The organism is Phaeobacter porticola (assembly GCF_001888185.1).
GTDB lineage: Bacteria > Pseudomonadota > Alphaproteobacteria > Rhodobacterales > Rhodobacteraceae > Phaeobacter > Phaeobacter porticola.
This window is the reverse complement of sequence record NZ_CP016369.1, coordinates 35594-52819: the sequence shown is the minus strand read 5'-3', so window position 1 is coordinate 52819 and position 17226 is coordinate 35594. Positions and strand designations below refer to the sequence as shown.

The following is a 17226-nucleotide window of genomic DNA, read 5'->3' as shown; positions in this document are numbered from 1 at the left end:
CTGCGGAGCCACTACAGGATGTTCTGGTCCAACCCTTGTCGGTTGATTTGTGGTTTTGGCTTTAGCGCTGAGTGTGAGCGCTGCTGACGCGCTATTTGGATCGTGTTTGACGGGGGAGGTCAGGCCAACACCCGAATATAGCCCGCCAGCCCGGTTTTCTGATGTTCGATCACATGGCAATGAAACGCCCAGTCGCCCGGATTGTCGGCGACCAGCGCGACCTCGATAATCTCGTCCTTTAACAGCAGCGCGGTGTCGGTCCAGTTCGACGGCAGCCTGCGCTTGTTGGAGCGCAGGGGGCGGAACACCAGACCATGCAGGTGGATCGGATGGGCGTTCGGGCTTTCATTGCGCAGCCGCAAGATCACGCTTTCGCCGCGGTTCAGCACCGCAAGCGGGCCGGCGCCGGGGGTGTCGGGATCGGCAGCGTCACCGGGCCAGGGTTTGCGGTTGATCGACCAGAACGTATAGCCCAGCGAGCCGCAATAGCCGTTTTGCGGTGCGCCGCCTTCGGGCGTCCAGCCAAACACCAGATCCTCCACCCGCGCATTGGTCAGATCGGGTTCTGGCACGTTATTGGCGGGCAGGGGGGGCTGCTCAGCCAGATCGCGACCAAGGTTTGTCCCGGTGGCGCGGATCCGGGCCAGACGGCGGGGGCCGCCGGGAAAGGCAGTCATGACATCAACATAAGCGCCTTCGACGCGGGGCATCTGCACCGCGATATCCAGACGTTGGCCGGGTGACAGCAGGGCAGGGGCCTTATCGGTGGGCCAGTCGATGGCCTCGCGCAGCGGGTGGCCATCAGCGGCGATCACCTGACCGGGGGCGCCTGCAACATAGGGTTTGTAAATCCGCGCGGTATCGGTGGCCGCAAGCCGTAGTCGCACTAACCCGCCGGTGGGCGCCTCATAGATCGGGTCACTGTCCCAATTGGCGGTGATCACGGTGCCAAAGGTGCCGGAGCGCGCCGCCCCGCGCGCGGTCCAGAGCTTCAGCCATTCGCCACTGGGGCGCAGTCGGAAATCCCGCAGGTTCAGGGCGATATCGGCGTCAAATCCGGGGTCTTCCGCCTCTTCCACCACCAGCACGCCGGTCAGCCCCATGGCCATTTGATTCATCGTCATGCAGTGCGGGTGATACCAATAGGTGCCCGCGTCCATCGGGGTGAAGTGGTAGTCGAAACTCTCCCCCTCGCCGATGGGGAACTGGGTCAGATAGGGCACCCCGTCCATGGCATTGTCGAGCCGGATGCCGTGCCAGTGCATTGCGGTGTAATCGGGCAGGGTATTGGTGACCCGCGCGGCAAAGGGCTGGCCTTTCTTAAGGCGAATAACCGGCGGCGGCCCGTCAGGGCGGGTGGAAACCAGATCATCAGTGGGCTGATCGGCGATGGTGTAGCGGGCGGTCTGAATGCGCAGGGGCAGGGGGGCGGTCGTGGGCTCGGTGCTGGCGCGCGCCGAGCCGGTGATCTGCGGCCCAGCGAGGCCAAGCGGGGCTAGCACCCCGGCGGCGGTGCCCAGTTGCAGGGCGCGGCGACGGTTTAGACGCGGGGAACGACGGGCTGAGGTCATGAGATCACCGGGTGTTGCTCGGGTGTTGGCGGGGCAGGGGCTTGGCTGCCGTGGCTGTCAGGCGCAGGCTAGCGGCTTTGCCCGGCGGGGGTAAGATCCGGCGCGCAGTCTGCGACGGAATACCCCGGTTTCTAAGGGGCCACCAGTGAGCCGCGGGCATCACGCAGAACCTCCCCGATTTTGCGGAAGAGATCGGCGCGCACGCTGGTGGGCCGCCAGGCCAGGGTGATGCGCCGGGGGCAGGCATCGGCCAAGGGCGTCATCACCACATCCTGACCCGCCGCCACCCCGGCATCAATCGCCAGATCGGGCAGGAGGGTGATCCCCAGCCCCTCGCTCACCATGGAAATCAGGGTGGAGAGCGAGGTGGCGGCAAAGCTTTCGTCCTGCTGGATATCCCGCTCGGGAAAGGCGCTGAGTGCGTGGCGGTGCAGGCAGTGGCCCTGCTCCAGCAGCATCAGCTGCCGCCCGTCCAGATCCGCGCCGCGCAGGCCCAAATCTGGCTGGCTGGGACACGGAGAGAGTGGGCTGACCGCAGGTGGGGCGGCCAGATGATAGCCATCGTCAAACAGATGCAGCGTGTCCAGCCCGGCAGGCGCATAGGGTTCGGCATAGATCACCAGATCCAGCCGCCCGCTGTGGACGCCCTCCAGCAGCTGGCCGGTCATTTCCTCGCGCAGGTAAAGTTGCAGATCGGGGAAGCTGGATTTCAACGCAGGCATGGCGCGGGGGATCAGGAAGGGGCCGATGGTTGGGATTGCGCCCATGCGCAGGGTGCCGCCCTCCGGGCTGGCCTGTGCGGCGGCCAGTTCCTCAATCTCGCGGCTGTCCTGCAAGAGCTTGCGCGCGCGTTCGGCGATCTGAGCGCCAACCGGAGTGAGGATGACCGAGCGTTTGGTGCGCTCTGCCAGGGTGACGCCCAGCCGCTCCTCCAGCTCCCGCAGGCCGACGCTGAGAGTGGGCTGGCTGACATAGCATCTCTCTGCTGCGCGGGAAAAATTCAGCTCATCTGCGACGGCCACAAGGAAGCGCAGCTGCCGGAGGGTGAGGTTGGTATTATAGGGTGCGTCTATCATGTTGCCGTTTTTAATCCGTTTTTACGAAGGCAGGCAAGCGGTGCCGGTAAGGTTCTCGCCCCGACTCAGGTGGCATGTGCTAGGGTGGACGACAGCAGGGGAGGGGGATTTGGTGATAGCTATTTCCTATATAAGAAATCCTGATTTATCATTTCTGATAATCACACCACCCTGTTAGCCTTTGCCCGAGAGATCCGGTCCCAGCGTTCTGCCAGGGGGATGAAACCGGCTCATCATGATCCAAGATCCAGGAGAGACAACATGCAGCAAGGTGACGGACACACAGGCGGAAAATGCCCGGTTCTGCACGGAAGCAACACAAACACCAGCGCCGGTGTGGCGGATTGGTGGCCCAATGCGCTGAACCTCGATATTCTGCACCAGCACGACCGGATGACTGATCCGATGGCAGAGGGGTTTGATTACCGCGAGGCAGTGAAATCGCTGGATGTTGAGGCGCTTAAGGCGGATCTGACCGCGCTGATGACCGACAGCCAGAGCTGGTGGCCCGCCGATTGGGGCAGCTATGCGGGTCTGATGGTGCGGATGGCCTGGCATTCGGCCGGCACCTATCGCGCGGCGGATGGCCGGGGTGGGGCGACCACCGGCAACCAGCGCTTTGCACCGCTGAATTCCTGGCCGGATAACGTCAATCTGGACAAGGCGCGCCGCCTGTTGTGGCCGATCAAGCAGAAATACGGCAACAGCCTGTCCTGGGCGGATCTGATCGCACTGGCGGGCAATATCGCCTATGAATCCGTTGGTCTGCCGACCTATGGCTTCTCCTTTGGCCGCGAAGACATCTGGTCGCCGGAAAAGGACGTCTACTGGGGCGCGGAAAAGGAATGGCTGGCCGCAGGGCGTTATGAGGACAGCGCGGATCGCGACTCGCTCGCCAACCCGCTGGCGGCGGTGCAGATGGGTCTGATCTATGTGAATCCCGAAGGTGTCGGCGGGGAACCGGATCCGCTGCGCACAGCGCAGGATGTGCGGATCACCTTCGAACGCATGGCGATGAACGACGAGGAAACCGTGGCGTTGACCGCCGGCGGTCACACCATCGGCAAGGCGCATGGCAATGGCCGCGCGGATGCGATCGGGGCTGATCCCGAAGGCGGCGGTCTGGCCGAACAGGGTCTTGGCTGGAGCAACAGCAACGGCACCGGCCATGGGCGTGACACCATGTCCAGCGGCATCGAAGGCGCCTGGACCACCAATCCGACCAAATGGGACAATGGCTATTTCTACCTGCTGTTCACCTATGACTGGGAGCTGAAGAAAAGCCCGGCGGGTGCCTGGCAGTGGGAGCCGGTGAACATCAAGGAAGAGGACAAGCCGGTCGATGTGGAGGATCCTTCGATCCGTCTCAACCCGATCATGACCGATGCGGATATGGCGATGATCAAGGACCCGGAGTATCGCAAGATCTCTGAACGGTTCTACAACGATCCGGCCTATTTCGCCGATGTGTTCGCCCGCGCCTGGTTCAAGCTGCTGCACCGCGATATGGGGCCGCGCAATCGCTACATCGGCCCGGAATCACCGCAGGAGGATCTGATCTGGCAGGACAATATCCCTGCAGGCAGCACGGCCTATGATGTCGCCGCGACCAAGCAGCTGCTGCGCGATTGCGGTCTGTCGCAGGCCGATATGATCGCCACCGCCTGGGACAGCGCGCGGACCTTCCGTGGGTCTGACCTGCGCGGCGGGGCCAATGGCGCCCGCATCCGTCTGGCGCCGCAAAAGGACTGGGTTGGCAATGAACCGGCGCGTCTGGCGACGGTGCTGAGCAGCTATGAGGTAATCGCCGAACAGACCGGCGCAAGCCTGGCCGATGTGATCGTGCTGGGGGGGGCTGTCGCAATTGAGGCCGCCGCCGAGGCTGCCGGTTTCACCGCTGAGGTGCCCTTTGCCCCCGGTCGCGGCGATGCCAGCGCCGAGCAGACCGATGTTGCCTCTTTTGCGGTGCTGGAGCCGGTGCATGACGCCTTCCGCAACTGGTTGCAGGGTGATTTCGCGGCCTCAGCGGTGGAGATGATGCTGGATCGGGCCCATCTGATGGGGCTGACGGCGAAGGAGATGACCGTTCTGATCGGCGGTCTGCGGATGCTGGGTGTCAACCATGGCGGCCGCAAGCACGGTGTCCTTACCCAGCGCGAAGGCACACTGAGCACCGATTTCTTCGTCAACCTGCTGGACATGGGCAATGTCTGGCGCGCGGCGGGTGATGAGGTCTATGAAATTGCCGACCGTCAGAGCGGCGCTGTGAAATGGACGGCCACCAATGTGGATCTGGTGTTCGGTTCCAACTCCATCCTGCGCGCCTATGCCGAAGTCTACGCCCAGGACGACAACCGCGAGAAATTCGTCAAGGATTTCATCGCCGCCTGGACCAAGGTGATGAACGCAGATCGCTTTGACCTGCATTGATCGGATCTGAGAGTTGCATAACCCCGTCCGGCAGTGATGCCGGGCGGGTTTTTTTGGCTCAGGACAAGGGTGGGTATTGCCAAGTTGTTCAGGCTGAGTGATCCGGCTATGTCGCGCTAGTGACCATCCCAACGATCATGTCACGCCCGAAGGGTTTTTGCTGTCCTCGCGAGATCATCGCTTACGCTGTTTGGGCTTACCATCGCTTTGCGTTGAGCACAGCTGACGTCGAAGATCTGTTGGCTACGAGGGGCGTGATCGTCATCCGCGAAGCAGTTCGGCTGTGGGTAAATCGCTTCTTTAAAAGACTGGTTGCCAAACTTGGCGAACCCAGGGCCGTCGTGACTGACAAATTGCGCAGCTCCATCAAGTCAATCAAAACACGGGCACCGGACGCGGATCATCGCGCTCACAAAGGTCTAAACAACGCAATCGAAGTGTCGCACCGAGCGACCCGCAAACGAGAGAAAATAATGAGCCGGTTCAAGTCTCACCGGCAGGCTCAGAGATTTCTGTCAGCGCATGACCAGATCAACCTGATCTTCCGTCCCCGCCGATATCAACTCACTGCAAACGCGTCCCGCCACGCCCATTCTGATGCGTTCAACCTTTGGGACAATTATACCGCCGAAATGGCGACCTGAACCTGCCTTTGCCAATACCTCACAAACTCACCTCAACAACTTGGCAATACCGTCTAACCAGCTGCACGCGTCAAACACGATTAGGCAGGGCCCACGCATCTGCATCGGATGTCAATTGCATGGCACGGGCCATGTACTTTGAGTCTAACCGCTCAAGCCGGGATGGGATGATCGCAATCGGCAGCATAGTGATGAACCGTGTGCGGTCAGATGATTTTCCAAACACCGGACGCGCTGTAGTTCGTCAGAAGAACCAGTTCGCGCCGGGCGTGATGAGCAGATCCCTCGACGGGCAGGGGCAAGCACTGGCAAAGGTATCAGCGCTTGCTGTACTGGCTGGCGAGTAGCACCCGAAATCTGGGACACAAGATTTTTTCATGCCGCATGGTATGATGCCAATTTCAACAACATCCACTACGTCCTGACAGCTGATGTGAGCGATACGTGAACTGCGACTGTAATCAGGGTTATGGTAAATATCTATGGCAAACCCGGAATCCCACAGTCAGCTATTTGCGCGCCGATATGAACTTGGCGTGACACCTGTCCATCGCCGGAATGCCCGATGAAAATTGGCTGCCGAGGAAAACCCGACATCCTGCGAGATTTCCTCGGTTGTTTTCCGCCCGTCCTGCAAATCGCGAATGGCAATGTCACGGCGTAGCCCGTCCTTGATCGCCTGAAAGGATGTGCCGTCTGCGTCCAGCCGCCGGATCAACGTCCGTGGCGTGATCCGCAATGCCTTTGCAGCATCCACCAGATGGCAATCCACCCAATTCGCCTGATACAGAAACTCGCGGATGCGCAGTGACTGCGTGTGCTCCCAGCAGCTGGTAAAAATCCAGTCCCGTGGCGCACGATTGAGAAAGGTGATCAGTTCATGGGTACTGCGCGCCTGGGGCGGTCCCAGTTTCGAACGCTCAAAGGATATCGACGAATGACGCGCGCCAAAACTGACCTGCACCGGGAAAATGGTTGAATAATCCTCTGCGAACTCCGGGCATTCAAACGCGAATTGAACCGCCCGTACCGGCACCTCATATCCGGCGAGCCAGGACAGCAGACCATGGGCCAGTTTCAAGATGAGCATGTGACCAAAGCGCTGAACCTCTGGATCACCTTGCGGCACAAGGCTTAGCACAACATCGTCGCCAAATTCGCGCAAAGCAAACTGGTGGTCATCCAGCAGCAGATTCCAAAAGGTGGAAAACCGGTACAGTGCCGAAGGGAGCGAACTGGCCTCGCGCACGGTTGTCAGCAGATGTTGCAGCGCTCTGGCGCGAATAGGCCTGCTCCACAGCCCCATCATCTCGTCCTCTGTTTCAACTGCGGCAATCTGATAGAGCCGAAAAATCTGATCCAGCGTCACCCGCTGAGCCGGGTTTCCCGCGTGGGCGGTCATGCCCGAACGATCCAGAAAGGATGCCATTTGTGCATCCCGGCAATGCCCGCGCAATGCCGTCAGCCAATCCTCAATAAATTCCGAGGATACGGTCGCAAGGCCGGTCAGATCGGGCGTTTTCATGACAGGTTTCCTACTAGAATTTTGTCACTTATAGAAAGGATATTGTCTGAAAGGGGCGTGAATGCCCAAAGAATAAGACAGTATATGGCATATAAAAACAATTTCGCCAAGAGGAGCGCGAATGACCCATACCGGTATTGCCAAGTTGTTGAGGTGAGCTTGTGAGGTATTGGCAAAGGCAGGTTCAGGTCGCCATTTCGGCGGTATAATCGTCCCAAAGGTTGAACGCATCAGAATGGGCGTGGCGGGACGCGTTTGCACGAAAATGTCGAGCACATCGCCATTTGCGGCGATCGCGCGCCACAGCTAGTGCTTACTGCCACGGATCATGATCACCGCCTGGTCCATGTGCCACTTGTCGTTCGGCGGCGGTCGATCACGGCGAATGCAATCTCCAAAGTGCTGACCGAAGTGATTTACCCACAGCCGAACTGCTTCGCGGATGACAATCACGCCCCTCGCAGCCAACAGATCTTCGACGTCAGCTGTGCTCAACGCAAAGCGATGGTAAGCCCAAACCGCGTAAGCGATGATCTCGCGAGGACAGCAAAAACCCTTCAGGCGTGACATGATCGTCGGGATGGTCACTAGCGCGACATAGCCGGATCACTCAGCCTGAACAACTTGGCAATACCCAACGGTCAACTAATGGCTCTGAAACTCAATGAGCCCGGATCCTAAAATAGGAACACAGCCTCATTCAGATCCGCCAGCGATATATTGTGGAGGGTTAGCGTGCTGCCATCCTCAAAACTGAAGATGAAATCGCCGTCTGATTGCATGCCAAAGGCAAGCGCCTGCTCACGGTCAGTGAAGCCGAAATCCCTGAGATTAAGCTGATCATCTTGCACATTGAAATCTGCAATTCGGTCGTTGCCGCGCCCGCCGGCAAAAATAAACGTATCACGACCCGCGCCTCCGCGTAACAGATCATCGCCCATGCCGCCGTTCAATGTGTCCGCGCCGTTGCCACCAGCGAGGCTATCATCGCCGCTGCCGCCGAAGGCCCTGTCATCATCGGTACCGAGGGAGATCTGGTCGTTCCCGAGGTCACCGCGGACACGATCGGCACCAGAACCGGCAAAGACCGTATCGTTACCCTGCCCGGCACGGACACTATCGGAGCCCTGGCCGCCATAGACACGGTCCGCGCCTTGGCCACCGCGCAGCGTATCATCGCCTTGCCCGCCATGCAGCATGTCATTCCCGCCGCCACCGTTCAGCTGATCATTCCCCGCGCCCGCAACACCGCGGTCGTTGCCTAAACCGAGGAACAGCCGATCGTCACCGTCACCACCGCGCAATGTATCAACGCCCTTGCCACCATGGAGGAGATCTTCGCCTCGATCCCCGGTAATGCGGTCATTTCCACCGCCGCCGTTGATGGTGTCATTGTAGTTGGTGCCACTGAAGGTGTCATTGTCATCACCTGCCGACACATCCATCGGTGTTTCAACAGGAGCTGGCGTTCCGCCTGACGATCCACCACCTGAGGACGCGGGATCTACATTGATCGTAATCACGGCCAAATCAGATATTGCACCATCACCGCCAACGATCCTGACACCGATCTCCCGGTTTCCATCTGTCGGTGCGCCGCCAGATGTGTTGTCATATTGAACGGTACTGAGAAAGCTTTGCATCGCCGCATGGGTTGCGCCTGCGGTAAGGTTGATCACCAGATCCTCTCCCGCGCCGCCAGTTCCGGTGGCCGAAACAGTTCCGATGGTTACGCCGCTTACCGATACGACAGACCCATTGCCCAGACCTGCGGATAGGGAAACGACGCCGCTGACATCCACCGAGATACGGTCTTCGGGCTGCATGCCGTTTTCGTAGGAAATCGTCACGGTCCCCTGATCAAAATTTGCATCGTCCGGGTCGCTGACGGTCAGATTACCACCCACATCAATGGGGGTCGCATTATCGCCTTCGGTAAACGTAAAACTGTCGCCGTCCAAGTTTCCGATGACCGGAGGACTGCTGACAACAAGGATATCGAACGTGCCAGAAACATCCTGATCGCCGCCGTTTGTGATACCATCATTATCATTTAATGTCAGACCAAAGGTCCGCGTTCCGCTTGCGGAGGGTGCAGAATAGGTGAGATTCTGCAGAAGCGTTTGCACGTTGGCGCTGGTCGCACTTCCGGTTGTGAAATTAATTGTGAGCGTTCCACCATTGGCACCGACATCGGTGGAGTCAATGGTCCCAACCGTCACCCCATTGACCTGCACAGTCTGCCCTGCGGCAATGACTGCATCCCCATCTGATGTGACAAGCGTACCATCCACGCCCCAGGACCCATTTGCAGTTCCCGAGGTCTGTTGGATGGTCAGAGAACCCCCTTGGTAGTCATCCGAATCGAGGTTCGAGACCGCGGCATCATTGAGCCCGCTGAGGTCTGCAAAACCCGTCCCGAGAACAATCTGGCTGGCGGCCTCGGCAAACACCGCGTCCACCACGGGTGCGTCATTCACCGGGCTCACCGTTACAGTCGACGCCAGTGACAGCGTGGCACTGTTCTCATTGCTGCCCGTTGCACTGCCACTGTCGGTCAAGCCTGTGATTGTGACCACACGGTTAGGGGCATTGGTCGGATCCTCTGACGTGTTCTCATAGGTGATAGCGTCCACCAAGGTTTGAACGGCTGCCGAGCTCATCGTGCCGCTTGTCAGCGTGACGGTGGCGGTTGTGCCAGTGACCGAAACTGTGGCTGATAGGCTATTTGTTGCAGTGGTGAGCGTGTTGGCATCGGTCAACGCAAGCGCACTGCCATCAATGTTCAGGATTTCCGCGCTGCCATCGGCCAAGTTGGTGATGGTCAAACGCAGCTCGGTAAAGGTTTGCCCGGTCTCTATCGTATCGGCGCTGACTGTCTGGAACAGATCCATAGCAGCGCCGCCTTCGATAAAATTCGGATCGGTGCCGGTTGCGGTCAACGTGGGTGCATCATCCGTCGCGGCGACGGTTACGGTCACGGTCGCCGTATCTGAAGTGATGCCAACATCATCCACGATTGTGACACCCAGCGTTCGGTTTGCTGTATTTGGTTCATCGCTGGTGTTGCTATATGACAGCTCGGTTATGAGGGCCTGTACCCGTACTGGGGTCGCGTTGGCGTTAAGGTCGACCACAAGGTTTTCACTCGCGCCACCTGTTGACCCTGCAACGAGCGTTCCGATCATCACCCCCTGCACCGTCACCGTTGAACCAGCAGTCTGTCCGGCAGACAGCGCAACATTTGCGCTGGTGTCAATGACAATGCGATCATGGGCGGTTTGCCCGCTCTGAAACGCGACGGTCAACGAACCGCTGTTGAAATTGCCGCCATCTGCATCACTGACAGTGATGTCTGCGTTTGTATCCAAGGCAACATTGCCACCGTTTTCAACGAATGCAACAGTGTCACCAGAAAGATTGGCGATCACAGGTTTGTTGCCAATGGACATTGAAAAGTCGACGGAGACATCCTGATCGCCGCCATTGGCGGTGCCGTCGTTGTCGTTCAATGTTATGGTAAAGGTCTGCTGACCGGATCCCGCGGCAGCGCCCCAACTCAGGTTCTGGATCAAGGACTGGATGGTGGCGTTGGTGGCATTGGCCCCAAAATCTATCCTGAGATCATTGCCGCCTTGGCCGTCGTCAGTCGCGTGAACCGTACCAATGCTCACGCCGTTGACCGCGATGATTTCACCGGCTGCAATTGTGGCGTCCGCGTCCGATGTAACAGTTGTACCATCCACAGAGAAATCGCCGCTGGCTGTATTGTTGCCCCCGTTATCGGTGATCAGCAGGAAGCCACCGTCATAATCACCTGAGTCCGCATTCGTCAGGGTTGTATTCCCGCCTGCGTCGATATCTTCGACGGTGCCCGGTAGCAGCGTGGCATTGTCACCGCTCAGATTGCTCAGACCCGGCGCGTCGTTTACAGCGGTGATGGAAACTGTGCTTGTTAAGGACAGCGTCGCAGAATCGTCGCCGCCATTTGCGGTGCCGCCGCTGTCTGTCGTCTCGGTGAGCGTGACAACTCGGTTGGCGCTAGTCGTCGGATCGTCAGAGGTATTCTCATAGGAGAGGCCATCCACCAATGTCTGCAAACCCGCCGCTGAAAGAGACGCGCCAGAGAAGCTGACAGTCGCGGTGGTGCCGCTGAGAGAGACTGTCACGCTCAACCCATTGGTCGCGGTGGTGGCAGAGAACCCATGCGTCAGTGTCACCTGAGAGCCGTCGAAATTCAGCACCTCAGCCGCGCCATCGCTGACGTTGGTAACGGTGAGGGTCAATCCGGTGAACACTTCGCCAATCTCGACAGTGCTGGCGGTCACCGTGTTGAACAGACCGGACGCTGTAGCGCCTTCTACATATGTGGGGTTATCGCCGGTTGCGACCAGTGTCGGTGCGTCATTGACCGAAGTCACATTGATGCTGATGGTGTCTGCAGTGCCGGTAGCGCTTCCATCACTGGGCGTAACAGTCAACGTCGCGGTGGTCGTGTCGTTGCTGCTGGTGGTGAATTCAATTTTGGTCGTGTCATTCAGATAGGTGTTCAGGGTCGCGGCGCTGCCCTGAAGGGTCATCGAACCGGTGCCGGAATTTGCAACCGTCACGCCCCCAGTGACCCCATTGCCATCGGTAGAGGCAATCGTACCGCGATCTACAGCCAGGGTCAGAGTAATGATATCGCCATCCGCGTCCGATACATTATAGGCAGAGAGATCAATCGCCGTTGCGACATCCTCGGTCGCTGTATCATCTGCCGGTGTCCCGCCGAGTGCAGGCACAACATTCGATGGCGTGGCGGCATCGACAGTGATGCTCACAACTGCAAATTCCTGAAAATCGGGGTCATTGGAATAGTCAACGACCACGGTTCGGACGGATGCCCATGCAGCATCGCTATCCCAGCTTCCGGACCCGATATTGTAAGTTGCCGTGACATTCGCTCCGCTGGCTCCCCAATCGAGACTGTCTGTGACAACCTCAGTTCCGGAACTGTTGAACCCGCGGATCGTAAACGTGTCACCGCTGAGGCTGTTAGCACGGCCTATTACCGTAAAACCCTCAAAGCTGAAGTCGCCGTCTCCAGACAATTGGAAACCATTGCTATCATTGTTGAAGAAGGTGCCGTCTGTATTACCAACATTGCCACCGAGCACGGCACCTACCGCCATGTTCATCGCGCCGCGAATATTCAAATTGGTGAAGGTATTTGCCCCTTCGGTCCCATCTCCATAGTCCAGGGTCACCGTGATGCCGGGAAAATCCGCTATACCATCGCTGCCGTCGGCCCAATCTGCCTTGTTGTCCCCACCGTTAGAGTAGGCGCTATAGTCAATAACTGTGGACAGAACCCCGGAAAACTGGGCCTGCGCTGTCGCCGACACACCAACTGGTGTCGTCACGGCACCTCGTTGCAGGCCAAGCGTCCAGTCGCCGCCCAGTTCCGCCGCCCCCGTCAACGTCTGCGACGCGGCCACATTGGCGCCGGTCGCCTTTGCCAGAGCGGTGACAAAGGCCTCGCCCTGCGCTGTCGCAGCGACCTTGCAGCCATAGAGAAGGATGTCGCCAGTTGGATAGAGCGCTTCGCCCAGCACCTCCATCACCTCGGGATTATCTGTAATGACGCTTTTTGTGACAACCTCATTCCCAATAAACAGTTTGCCCTCGTCACCATGTGAGACAACATGCAGGGCAGACAGGCCACTCATATCGCGTAGAGCATCCGCGATTTGGGCCAGACCGGGTTTATCGCTGTCCAGCAGGACAATTTTCGCTTGCTCGGGCAAGTCTTGCAGCAATGTCTGGTACTGTTCTACGGAAGGGTCAAAAACAAAGACTTGAATATCAATCATTATAAATCTCGGCAGCCATTATGGAGGGAACTAATTGACCATGGTATTCAAGACTCCAGTAGTCGAGGTTAATTTTTTCGACAACTCATCGTAAAAAGATAGGCACAAACATCTTTTTCTTTGGTCATGCACCTAACGCCCCGTTGGCCATTGAAGAGGACAGCTCTCTATGCGGTCTCAGGCACATGTTTGACCGGTATTGCCAAGTTGTTCAGGCTGAGTGATCCGGCTATGTCGCGCTAGTGACCATCCCAACGATCATGCCACGCCTGAAGGGTTTTTGCTGTCCTCGCGAGATCAACGCTTACGCGGTTTGGGCTTACCATCGCTTTGCGTTGAGCACAGCTGACGTCGAAGATCTGTTGGCTGCGAGGGGCGTGATCGTCATCCGCGAAGCAGTTCGGCTGTGGGTAAATCACTTCGGTCAGCACTTTGGAGATTGCATTCGCCGTGATCGACCGCCGCCGAACGACAAGTGGCACATGGACCAGACGGTGATCCTGATCCGTGGCAGTAAGCACTGGCTGTGGCGCGCGATCGCCGCAAATGGCGACCTGAACCTGCCAATACCTCACAAGCTCACCTCAACAACTTGGCAATACCAAATTCTGCAGTCGTCCCCAATGACCGGATTTCCAGCCGCGTTGCAGCCTCAATAATTTCGCGGCTGCAGTGAGATACGCGCTGCGAGCACATGCAGTGCAAAGTTCCATGGTACTCAATGGGCTCTTTGCCGCAATTGGCTGCGCAAATCATAAACGGCAGCTTTATACTTGGCGTAGGATTCCACATTCGCCCGCAAAAATCCCTCCCTATTGGCCAAATCCAGTGGCAACAGGTCGAGGTCAGTCCAGCGAGACCCACAAGACATGCGCATCGTCTTCGCTGGTCGAGACACAGCAGTGGCCCATGCCGCTGTCATAATAGACCGTATCGCCGGCCTTCATCGGCAGCGGGCGATAATGTTCGGTATAAAGGATCAGCTCCCCGCTGATCACCAACATGAATTCCTCGCCGCTGTGGCGGATCCAGGTTTCGAACTCCGACACATCCCGCGCCTTGATCCGGCTGAAATAGGGCAGCATCCGTTTGCTGGTCAGCTCGGTACAGAGCAGCTCATGGTCGTAGGTCTCGGTTTCCTGATGCTCGCCTTTGCCCTTGCGGGTGTAGTCGCGCCGACCGGAGATATCGCTCTTGGCGGATTGCACAAAGAGCTGCGGCGTCTGCAGATCCAGCGTCTGCATCAGGCGGCGGATGATCTCGAAACTGGGGCGGGTTTGATTGTTCTCGATCTTCGACAGGGTGGAGCGGCCGATATTGGCAGCCTTGGCTGCCTCCTCCAGAGTCAGGCCTTTTTCCTTACGTGAATCTCGAATCATTTTCCCCAGGGCATTGCCGTCCGGGGCCTCGGCCACCTCTGCCACGGGGGTGCCGTCTTCCGGATTGATGGGTTCCATTGGCGGGCAATCTCCTGAGTTTCCCAATGTTTAACTCCCTCTCAAACTTAGGTCAAAGTTTCTATGTGAAACCAATAGTTGCTTATGGTGGAAAAGTTTCTTAAAGGAAACTCGCGGGAGAGTTAGGGACATATGTTCCCTGACAGACAAACTGGAGGGCAGATTATGAGCCTATATGACCTGATCGTTATTGGTGGTGGCCCCGGCGGCTATGTCGCAGCCATTCGCGCGGCTCAGCTTGGTCTGAAGGTTGCCTGTGTCGAAGGGCGTGGAACCCTGGGCGGCACCTGTCTTAATGTGGGCTGCATCCCCTCCAAGGCGATGCTCTCCTCCTCCGGTAAATACGAAAGCCTGTCGCATTTGGCCGGTCACGGGATTGCTATTGATGGCGCCCGGCTGGATCTGGACGCGATGATGGCGCGCAAGGACAAGATTGTCGGCGATCTCACCAAGGGCATCGCCTTCCTGTTCAAGAAGAACGGCGTTGATCTGATCGAAGGCTGGGCCAGCATCCCTGCTGTTGGCAAGGTGAAGGTCGGTGACGAGATCCACGAGACCAAGAATATCCTGATTGCCACTGGTTCCGAACCCACCCCGCTGCCGGGTGTCGACATCGACGAGGGCGACGTGGTCTCCAGCACCGGCGCGCTGACCCTGCCAGAGGTGCCCAAGCATCTGGTGGTGGTCGGCGCCGGTGTCATCGGGCTGGAGCTGGGTCAGGTCTGGTCGCGGCTTGGTGCGAAGGTCACCGTGGTCGAATATCTCGACCGGATCCTGCCGGGCATCGACGGCGAAATCGCCAAACTGGCACAGCGCGCCCTGTCCAAACGGGGGCTGAAGTTCCAGCTGGGCCGCGCGCTGAAGTTCATCGACCGCAGCGACGAGGGCCTGACCCTGACGCTGGACCGCGTCGGCAAAGACAAAGAAGAACAGCTGGTCGCCGATAAGGTGCTGATCGCCATCGGGCGCCGCCCGGTGATCCGAGGTCTGGGGCTGGAGGCGCTGGGTGTTTCCGTCAATGCGCGCGGCTTTGTCGAGGTGGATGAACGTTTCTCCACATCTGTCGAAGGCATTTACGCGATTGGTGATTGTGTGCCCGGCCCGATGCTGGCGCATAAGGCCGAGGAGGACGGCGTGGCCTGTGTCGAGATGCTTGCCGGTCAGGCGGGACATGTGGATTACAACACCGTTCCCGGCATCGTCTATACGGATCCCGAGGTGGCATCGGTAGGCAAGACCGAAGAGGCGCTGAAAGACGCGGGAACGGATTACATCGTCGGCAAGTTCACCTTCATGGCCAATTCCCGCGCCCGTGCGCAGGGCGAAACTGACGGCGCGGTCAAAGTTCTGGCAACGCCCGAGGGCCAGATCCTGGGTGCCCATATCTGCGGCGCACATGGCGGTGATCTGATCGCCGAACTGGTGCTGGCGATGACCAAAGGCGCCACCGTTGGTGAAGTAGCCGCCACCTGCCACGCGCATCCGGCGATGGCCGAAGCGGTGAAGGAAGCCTGCCTTGATGCCATGGGTCGGGCCATTCACGCCTGATCGCTGTCCGATCTCTCGCCCTGAGGAGGTACCCCAGATGAACGTCCCGATGCCGCGGCTCCGCCACCCGGAAAAGTCGAAAAAGGCCGATAGCGAGATCCCGCGCAAGCCGAAGTGGATTCGCCGCAAGAAAATCGAGAGCGCGGAATATTTCGAAACACGCCGCCTGATGCGGGACCACAATCTGACCACCGTCTGCGAAGAGGCCGCCTGCCCCAATATTGGCGAATGCTGGTCCAAACGCCACGCCACCATGATGATCATGGGCGAGGTCTGCACCCGCGGCTGTTCCTTCTGCAATGTCTCCACCGGCCGCCCCGATGCGCTGGATGCCTTTGAACCCGGCCGCGTGGCACAGGCCGTGAAGAAACTGGCGCTGCGCCATGTGGTGATCACCAGCGTTGACCGCGACGATCTGGAGGACGGCGGCGCCGAACATATCGCCCAGACCATCCGCGCCGTACGCCACCAGACCCCCGGCACCACGATTGAGGTGCTGACCCCGGATTTCCTCGGCAAGGGCAACGCCGCAGAGATCGTGTTTGAGGCCGCGCCGGATGTGTTCAACCACAATCTGGAAACCGTACCGCACCTCTACCCCCGTGTTCGCCCCGGCGCGCGCTATTACAGCTCGCTGCGCTTGCTGGATGATGCCAAACGCGCCAATCCGCAGGTGTTCACCAAATCCGGCCTGATGGTTGGCATGGGCGAAACACTGGAAGATCTGCGTCAGGTGATGGATGATCTGCGCGCAGCCGACGTCGATTTCCTGACCGTGGGTCAATATCTGCAGCCCACCCCGAAACACCATCCGATTGATCGCTTCGTCACCCCTGAGGAGTTCGAGCAGATTGAGCGGATGGCCCGAAGCAAAGGGTTCCTTGGTGTCTCGGCGACACCTCTGACCCGCTCATCCTTCCACGCGGATGAAGATTTTGCAGCGCTGAAAGAAGCCCGGAACCGGCAGCTCGCCAGCGTCAATGCAGGGGGAGACGGCACAGCGTAAATCCCCGCATTTGGGGTCTGCCCCGCGGCTGGTCGGTCGCGGCAGGAGGGGCGGAACCCAGAAAACGACTTGTCACCGGTCGCGAACCGCAGCAAAGGCTGGGACAGGCAATCT

General features: G+C 58.8%; 10 protein-coding genes and 2 pseudogenes. 6 read left to right on the top strand and 6 right to left on the bottom strand.

What is annotated here, in order from left to right; all coding sequences use genetic code 11:
* Positions 1 to 119: 119 nt before the first annotated feature.
* Positions 120 to 1571, bottom strand: coding sequence for a multicopper oxidase family protein (locus tag PhaeoP97_RS20035; RefSeq protein WP_072506993.1), 1452 nt, complete (start codon positions 1569 to 1571; stop codon positions 120 to 122).
* 131 nt (positions 1572 to 1702) lie between these two features.
* Complete coding sequence (locus tag PhaeoP97_RS20030; protein ID WP_072506992.1) at positions 1703 to 2647, bottom strand: hydrogen peroxide-inducible genes activator; 945 nt, start codon at positions 2645 to 2647, stop codon at positions 1703 to 1705.
* A gap of 261 nt (positions 2648 to 2908) precedes the next feature.
* Between PhaeoP97_RS20030 and katG the strand changes: the two genes are divergently transcribed.
* From katG to PhaeoP97_RS20015, 3 genes are all read left to right on the top strand, one after another.
* Positions 2909 to 5077, top strand: coding sequence for a catalase/peroxidase HPI (katG, locus tag PhaeoP97_RS20025; protein ID WP_072506991.1), 2169 nt, complete (start codon positions 2909 to 2911; stop codon positions 5075 to 5077).
* Positions 5078 to 5196: 119 nt separating this feature from the next.
* A complete protein-coding gene (locus tag PhaeoP97_RS20020; RefSeq protein ID WP_096740495.1) occupies positions 5197 to 5721 on the top strand; it encodes a DDE-type integrase/transposase/recombinase in 525 nt (174 codons plus the stop codon).
* Between the two features lie 131 nt (positions 5722 to 5852).
* A complete protein-coding gene (locus PhaeoP97_RS20015) occupies positions 5853 to 6068 on the top strand; it encodes a cell wall hydrolase (protein ID WP_237029071.1) in 216 nt (71 codons plus the stop codon).
* A gap of 158 nt (positions 6069 to 6226) precedes the next feature.
* On the opposite strand, the gene PhaeoP97_RS20010 is transcribed toward PhaeoP97_RS20015, so the two are convergent.
* The 3 genes and pseudogenes from PhaeoP97_RS20010 to PhaeoP97_RS20000 all read right to left on the bottom strand — a co-directional run bounded on the left by PhaeoP97_RS20010 (position 6227) and on the right by PhaeoP97_RS20000 (position 13101).
* Positions 6227 to 7246: an AraC family transcriptional regulator gene (locus PhaeoP97_RS20010; protein WP_072506988.1), complete on the bottom strand. Its 1020-nt coding sequence runs from the start codon at positions 7244 to 7246 to the stop codon at positions 6227 to 6229.
* 309 nt (positions 7247 to 7555) lie between these two features.
* Positions 7556 to 7816: pseudogene (locus PhaeoP97_RS20005) on the bottom strand (IS6 family transposase); the annotation flags it as partial.
* A 107-nt stretch (positions 7817 to 7923) separates the two neighbouring features.
* Positions 7924 to 13101, bottom strand: coding sequence for a DUF4347 domain-containing protein (locus PhaeoP97_RS20000; protein ID WP_072506987.1), 5178 nt, complete (start codon positions 13099 to 13101; stop codon positions 7924 to 7926).
* A 260-nt stretch (positions 13102 to 13361) separates the two neighbouring features.
* On the opposite strand from PhaeoP97_RS20000, the pseudogene PhaeoP97_RS19995 reads away from it, so the two are divergent.
* Positions 13362 to 13652, top strand: a pseudogene (locus PhaeoP97_RS19995) (IS6 family transposase); the annotation flags it as partial.
* Between the two features lie 294 nt (positions 13653 to 13946).
* Here PhaeoP97_RS19995 and PhaeoP97_RS19990 read toward each other — a convergent pair.
* Positions 13947 to 14558: a helix-turn-helix domain-containing protein gene (locus PhaeoP97_RS19990; RefSeq protein ID WP_072506986.1), complete on the bottom strand. Its 612-nt coding sequence runs from the start codon at positions 14556 to 14558 to the stop codon at positions 13947 to 13949.
* A gap of 165 nt (positions 14559 to 14723) precedes the next feature.
* Between PhaeoP97_RS19990 and lpdA the strand changes: the two genes are divergently transcribed.
* Both lpdA and lipA read left to right on the top strand, forming a co-directional pair.
* A complete protein-coding gene (lpdA, locus tag PhaeoP97_RS19985) occupies positions 14724 to 16106 on the top strand; it encodes a dihydrolipoyl dehydrogenase (protein WP_072506985.1) in 1383 nt (460 codons plus the stop codon).
* 37 nt (positions 16107 to 16143) lie between these two features.
* Entirely contained in the window at positions 16144 to 17112 is a 969-nt protein-coding gene (gene lipA, locus PhaeoP97_RS19980; RefSeq protein WP_072506984.1) for a lipoyl synthase, read from the top strand.
* The last annotated feature ends 114 nt before the right edge of the window (positions 17113 to 17226 follow it).

Coding starts and splice junctions, on each gene's coding strand:
- PhaeoP97_RS20010 (WP_072506988.1), bottom strand. CDS start 7,246: ATGAAAACGCCCGATCTGACCGGCCTTGCGACCGTATCCTCGGAATTT.
- PhaeoP97_RS20015 (WP_237029071.1), top strand. CDS start 5,853: ATGTACTTTGAGTCTAACCGCTCAAGCCGGGATGGGATGATCGCAATC.
- PhaeoP97_RS20030 (WP_072506992.1), bottom strand. CDS start 2,647: ATGATAGACGCACCCTATAATACCAACCTCACCCTCCGGCAGCTGCGC.
- lipA (WP_072506984.1), top strand. CDS start 16,144: ATGAACGTCCCGATGCCGCGGCTCCGCCACCCGGAAAAGTCGAAAAAG.
- katG (WP_072506991.1), top strand. CDS start 2,909: ATGCAGCAAGGTGACGGACACACAGGCGGAAAATGCCCGGTTCTGCAC.
- PhaeoP97_RS19990 (WP_072506986.1), bottom strand. CDS start 14,558: ATGGAACCCATCAATCCGGAAGACGGCACCCCCGTGGCAGAGGTGGCC.
- PhaeoP97_RS20035 (WP_072506993.1), bottom strand. CDS start 1,571: ATGACCTCAGCCCGTCGTTCCCCGCGTCTAAACCGTCGCCGCGCCCTG.
- lpdA (WP_072506985.1), top strand. CDS start 14,724: ATGAGCCTATATGACCTGATCGTTATTGGTGGTGGCCCCGGCGGCTAT.
- PhaeoP97_RS20000 (WP_072506987.1), bottom strand. CDS start 13,101: ATGATTGATATTCAAGTCTTTGTTTTTGACCCTTCCGTAGAACAGTAC.